Source organism: Cupriavidus sp. HMR-1 (genome assembly GCF_000319775.1).
In the GTDB taxonomy this organism is placed as follows: domain Bacteria; phylum Pseudomonadota; class Gammaproteobacteria; order Burkholderiales; family Burkholderiaceae; genus Cupriavidus; species Cupriavidus metallidurans.
Genome location: NZ_ANKP01000268.1, coordinates 21,757 through 27,756 on the forward strand (window position 1 = coordinate 21,757; position 6,000 = coordinate 27,756).

5 protein-coding genes are annotated in these 6,000 nt (G+C 66.8%); all 5 read right to left on the reverse strand.

The genetic code is table 11. From position 1 onward, the window contains the following. Positions 1 to 51: 51 nt before the first annotated feature. Entirely contained in the window at positions 52 to 375 is a 324-nt protein-coding gene (locus D769_RS29210) for an AzlD domain-containing protein (protein WP_008652154.1), read from the reverse strand. Further along, complete coding sequence (locus D769_RS29215) at positions 372 to 1,172, reverse strand: AzlC family ABC transporter permease (protein WP_040011341.1); 801 nt, start codon at positions 1,170 to 1,172, stop codon at positions 372 to 374. The genes D769_RS29210 and D769_RS29215 overlap by 4 nt, the downstream gene beginning before the upstream one ends. A 187-nt stretch (positions 1,173 to 1,359) precedes the next feature. Beyond that, complete coding sequence (locus tag D769_RS29220; protein WP_008652156.1) at positions 1,360 to 2,685, reverse strand: MFS transporter; 1,326 nt, start codon at positions 2,683 to 2,685, stop codon at positions 1,360 to 1,362. A gap of 36 nt (positions 2,686 to 2,721) precedes the next feature. After that, entirely contained in the window at positions 2,722 to 4,239 is a 1,518-nt protein-coding gene (locus D769_RS29225) for an amidase (RefSeq protein WP_008652157.1), read from the reverse strand. A gap of 224 nt (positions 4,240 to 4,463) precedes the next feature. After that, positions 4,464 to 6,000: DEAD/DEAH box helicase (locus tag D769_RS29230; protein WP_008652158.1), on the reverse strand; the 1,537-nt coding region annotated here is incomplete at its 5' end.

A 6,000-nucleotide genomic window follows, 5' to 3' on the forward strand; every position in this document is an offset into this window, starting at 1 on the left:
GCAGGCCGGTGGCAGCCCAGTAGCCGTTCGGGGCAAGCGCTGCCGGCCTGGTCAGCCGAGCAGGCGCAGCGCGGTGTAGACCCCCATGCCGACGACGATCATGCCAACCATGCGCTTCGTGAGCAGATAGCAGGCGGTGGCCGCAATGCCGGCCATCAGCTTGTCGTTGGTCGGCGAGAACGAGAAATGCCCTTCGAAGCTCAGGAACTCGGGCAGGATGATCGCGGCCAGCGCGGCGGCTGGCGCGTAGCGCAGCGCGCGCTGGATACGATCGGGAACGGTCACATGCTCGCCCGCCATCAGGAACAGCGCGCGCGTCACTATCGTGACCAGCGTCATGCCGATGATCGAGATCCAGATTTCGAGGTGGCTCATGTCTGGTCTCCGGCCTGGGGTTGCGCGGACTTGCGCGCGCGAATGCCACGCAGCGTGGCGCGAGCGGCCATCTCGTCGCTGGCCATGCCCGCCGCGATTGCCCCGATAACCGCCACCACCAGCCCCAGCCGGTACGGCAGGTCGAAACACAGCAGCGCCAGCACCGAGGACACCGCCACCGCCAGCATCGTCGAACGCGAATTGATCGTGGAAACCATCACGGGGATCAGCGCCATCATGCCGGCCAGCGCCAGCCCCCAGCTATCGGGGAACAGGCTCGCCAGCAGGATGCCGATGATCGACGATACCTGCCACGTGACGCAGTTGAAGAGCGCCATGCCCCAGAAATACCCTTCCTTGCCCGGCGCGTAGCCCGGCTCGGTGTAGCGCTGCATGAAGTAGACGAAATGCAGGTCGCCGTTGAAGAAGCCGAGCACGGTCCGGCGCCATAGCGGCAGGTAGCTGAAATGCGGCTGCAGCGCCGCGCTGAAGATCACGAAGCGCAGGTTGACCACGGCGCTGGTCAGCAGCACGGTCCAGATCGGCATGCCGGCGGCGAACAGCGGCAGTACGGCCAGTTGCGCGGACCCCGCATAGACCAGCAGCGACATGCCGATCGCTTCCGGCACGGTCAGCGCCGACTTGCTCATCGCCACCCCTGTGACCAGCCCCCAGGAAAAAATCGCTGGCTGGAAACGGGCGAAGAAGCGCGCGCCTTCGAGAAAGGCATCGCGCTCCACCTCGGCGAAGCGGTGCCAAAGGCGCTGCCACACCGGGGACAATGGTCGGGGTGTCATGACTTGGATGTGAAGAGGAGACGCAACGGCAGCCCCTCTGTCGTGGCTTGGCCGTCTTGAAGGACCATCGGCCACGCAGTGCGTGGCCGACAGCGAAAGAGCCATTATAGGCGTGTGACAGCCGCTGGTAAGTGGCGGCTTAAAAGTGTTGTTTCGGGGTCAATCCGCGGGCGTCGACATCCCGGTTTCAGGCGGGACGTCCGGCAGTCGGCGCCACCGTCACGGGCTCGGCCGCGGCCTGCTGTTTCGCCTCGCCGTCATCGCCACCACCAGCCTGGCCCAGATCGATACCGGACGTTTCCGGCAACATCGCGGCGGACACCATCACCAGCGCATAGCCAACGCCCGCCACCATCGCGATCGCCAGCGCCAGCGTCGTGCGGCCGCTGTTGAGCCAGCCCACCGCCAGCGGGAAGAACGAGCCGATCACGCGGCCGAGGTTGTACGACACACCATAGCCCGTGGCACGGATGCTGCTCGGATACGACTCGGAGATCGTCGCGCCGATGCCCGAGAACACGCCCTGCATCAGCACGCCGAGCGGGAAGCCGAGGAACAGCATCGACGTGTTCGACACCGGGATGACCATGTAGATCATCGCCATCACGAACGCGCCCGCCGCGAATGCCATGTAGGTCAGGCGTCGGCCCCAGCGGTCCGTTGCGTACGCGCCGGCCACGTAGCCCACCAGCGAGCCAAGGATCGTCACCGCCAGGTAGGAACTCGTGCCGAACACCGACAGGCCGCGCTCGGTCTTCAGGAACGTCGGCAGCCATGTTGCGATGGCGTAGTACGCGCCCAGCATCCCGCCAGAAAGCAGGCTGCACAGCACGGTCTTGCGCAGCAGCGGGCCCCGGAACACGCGCGCGAGATCGGCGGCCGCCGATACGTTGCCGCGTTCCGCGCGGCTCTTGAGAAAGACCTCAGGTTCCTGCAGGTTACGACGCAGGTACACCACCACCAGCGCCGGCAGGATGCCCAGGAAGAAACAGACGCGCCACGCCACTTCCGGCTCGAACAGGTTGAACGTGATCGCGTAGGCAATGGCCGCGCCACCCCAGCCGAACGAATAGCTGCTGGCCGTGAAGCCCGAGTACTTGCCGCGGTGCGCGGGATTCCGGATCAGCTCGGTCACCAGCACCATGCACAGCGACGACTCGCCGCCGAAACCCAGCCCCTGCAGCATACGGAACATCATGAGCTGTTCGGGCGAGGTGGAGATACCACACAGGAAGCACGACACCGCGAACACCAGAATCGTCCAGCGAAGCACACGTACGCGGCCGAAGCGGTCCGCCAGCAGTCCCGCGCCGATCGCGCCGACCAGTGATGACACCAGCGTCCACGTGACGATGGCGCCCGCCATCGACTTGCTCATGCCCCACTGGGCCAGCAGCGTGGAAATCAGGAACGAATAGATCATGAAGTCGAACACGTCGACCGCATGACCCAGGAAGGCGCCGTAGAACCCCTTGCGCTCGGCGCGCGACAACTCTCTGAACCAGTCCAGCATGGTCTTTCTCCCCTTTTACCGTTTTGAACTTGCGTGTCAGGCGCGCGGCTGGCGGAACACGTGGCCGGCTGCCTCAAGCTGCTGCGCGAACCGCAGCGATGTCAGGTCGCCAAACCGGCGTGCCACGATCTGCACGCCCACTGGCAACCCATCGCTGGCAGGACCGATGGGCGCCACCGTGGACGGCAATCCACATAGCCCCGAATGGCCGGCCCAGAACAACTGCGACGTCAGCGGCCATGCCGTGCCGTTCACGTCGATCGTCCGCTGCCACGGTTCGCCGGCCTCGTCGAGCGGGAACGCCGTAGTCGAGGCCGCCGGGCACAGCAGCACGTCGTAGTCGGCGAAGAATCGCTCCCACGCGTCCGCGAACCGGGCGCGCGCGTGTTGCAGCAATAGCCAGTCGCGATGACTCAGCGTGGCGCCAGAGAACTGCAGCGTGGCGTAGTCATCGTCGTTGCCGGCATCGCCTGCCTTGGCGAGCGCGTCGGCAAATGCCGCGTCGTCCATGTAGAGCGAAGTGGTGGCACGCAGTAGCAGCACATAGGTACGCCAAAGCGCCGCCGCATCGAAGTCCGGTCGTACGTTCCAGTCCACGCGCGCGCCCTGCCCGGCCAGCCAGCGACCAAGGCCCTCGATCGCGCCGCTCACCGTGGCATCGACCTCTGCCAACGGATGCGTGGGCAGCACGGCCACGCGGAAATCGGCCAGCCGGGCGTGATCGCACGCCGGCAGATCAAGTTTCCAGGCGGGAAATTCGGCCGCGTCGGGACCGGAGATGGCTCGCAGGATCAGTTCGAGGTCATACGCACTTCGGGCCACGGGGCCGGCCACGTTGATGTCCTGCCCGGCAAACCCTGCCGCTGCGTTGCCGTGGCCGCGCAGCGGCACGATGCCGTGGCTGCTCTTGTGCGAGAACACCCCGCAGTAGTGCGCCGGGTTGCGCAGCGACGAACCGATATCCGAGCCAATATCGAAATAGCTCATGCCCGCGCAGACCGCCGCCGCGCTGCCGCCGGAAGACCCGCCCGGCGTGCGCGACAGGTCGTGCGGATTGCGCGTGGTGCCATAGATCGCGTTGTAGCTCTGCCAGTCGCGCAGCCCGAGCGGCACATTGGTCTTGCCAAGCAACACGGCGCCCTGGGCACGCAACCGTTCGACCACCACCGCATCGCTGCCGGCCTGATGCGCGCGCCGCGCGGGGCTGCCGCAGGTAGTCGGCCAGCCAGCCACGTCGAAGGACTCCTTGATCGAGAACGGAATGCCGTCGAGCGGCCCGAGCGCCTGTCCGGCCCGACGGCGCGCATCACTCTGCCTGGCGGCGTGACGGGCGGCCTCGAAATCCGCCAGCACCATTGCATTGATTTCGCCATTGCGGGCGGCCCAGGCCGCGTGACAGGCATCGACCAGCGCCTGCGCGGAGGTCTCGCCGCGCGCGAGTTGCGCGGCCGCCTGGTGAACCGGATGAAAGCTCGCCTCGGGCTGAACGGCGTCAGCCGGAGACAGGTCTGGCAGGGTCACGGTAGCTCCGTTGTCATCTTGGACCGAGCCCATCAGGCTTGGGGCGGTGGGTCGGTCTGTGGGGGCGATTGGAGAAGCAATCGGTATACTATATTCACAACACCACAGACCACAAGGCAGTATTTGTGCCAGGGTGGATGCACCGCAACAAGGCAGAAAAAGGGAAATGAGGGGAAATCAGGTGGCGGATTGATGGTGCGATGCACCATGCATGGGAGCCGTTTTGTATACCGTTTGGTGCCTGAGCGGCGTATCGCTCATCGCCGCAGCAGCCCCACCAGTTCATCGACGTCGGGCAACGGCACATCGCGTCCGATCGCCTCGCCATCCATCGCGTCGAGCACGCCGTCCGCCAGCGCCCGCTTGCCCTGGTGGAGATCGACGATGCGCTCCTCGATCGTGCCGGCCGCGATCAGCCGGTAGACCGTGACCGGCCGCTGCTGGCCGATGCGGTGCGCGCGGCCCATCGCCTGATCCTCGGCAGCCGGGTTCCACCAGGGATCGGCAATCACGATGTAGTCGGCAGCAGTCAGGTTCAGGCCAAACCCGCCTGCCTTCAGGCTGATCAGGAACACATCGCCCTCGCCCGCCTGGAATGCCGCCACGCGTCGCGTGCGCTCGCCGGCCGGTGTCGCGCCGTCGAGGTACTGCCACGCCAGACCCGCGTCAACGAGCGCCTGCCGCAGCATCTGCAGGAAATCGACGAACTGGCTGAAGACCAGCGTCTTGTGCCCGTTGGCGGCCAGCGTAGCCGCCAGTTCGGCGAATGCCCGCACCTTGGCGCCGGGCTGCCCTACATCGGGCGTGACCAGCCGCGGATCGCACGCGGCACGGCGCATCCGCATCAACTGGGCAAGCACATGGATGCGCGCCTCGGGCTCGGTCATGGCCGCGGGCGCCCTCTTGTCCTTGCGCGGACGCAGCAGCGCCCGTTCCGCCTCGGAAAGCGCCTGCCGGCGCAACGCCTCGTAGTGGGCGGCCTCCGTGGGCTCGGGCGTGACGCGAATCACCAGTTCCGTGCGCGGCGGCAATTCGTCGAGGACCTGCGCCTTGGTCCGGCGCAACACGAACGGGGCAATCATGCGCCGTAGCCGCTGACGCGGATCGCGTGCGCCGCTGCGCTCGATCGGATTCGCGAAATGCTCGTTGAAGCGTGCCAGCGAGCCAAGCAATCCCGGCACACAGAAGCGCATCACGGCCCAGAGCTCGGCAAGACGGTTCTCCACCGGCGTGCCGGAAAGCGCGATGCGGCATTGGGCCGGCAGCGCGAACATCGCCTGTGCACGGCGCGAGGACGGATTCTTGAACGACTGCGCCTCGTCAGCCACGACCGTATGCCAGGGGCGATCGCAGAAGGCCTTGCGGGCCTGTTGCAGCAGGTTGTACGAGACGATCACCAGATCGTGCGCGGCGGCCTGCCCGACGATCGCCTCGCGGTCGCCCTCGGCATAGACGTGGACCCGCAACGCCGGGGCGAAGCGACGCGCCTCTGCGGCCCAGTTGCCGCAGACCGAGGTTGGCGCGACAACCAGGGCGGGGCCACCCGCCGCCCGCGCCAGCAACACGGCCAGCGACTGCAGCGTCTTGCCCAGGCCCATGTCATCGGCCAGGCATGCGCCAAAGCCGGCCTCTGCCAGCGACATCATCCAGCGGAAGCCTTCGATCTGATACGGCCGCAACTCCGCCGCCAGCGTCGGCGGCACCGGCGCATCGTGACCGCGCGCGGCGCGCAGTTGCTTCACGCGGGTGCGGAAGTGCGCGTCGGGGTCGATACCGGCGCCAGCCAGCACGTCG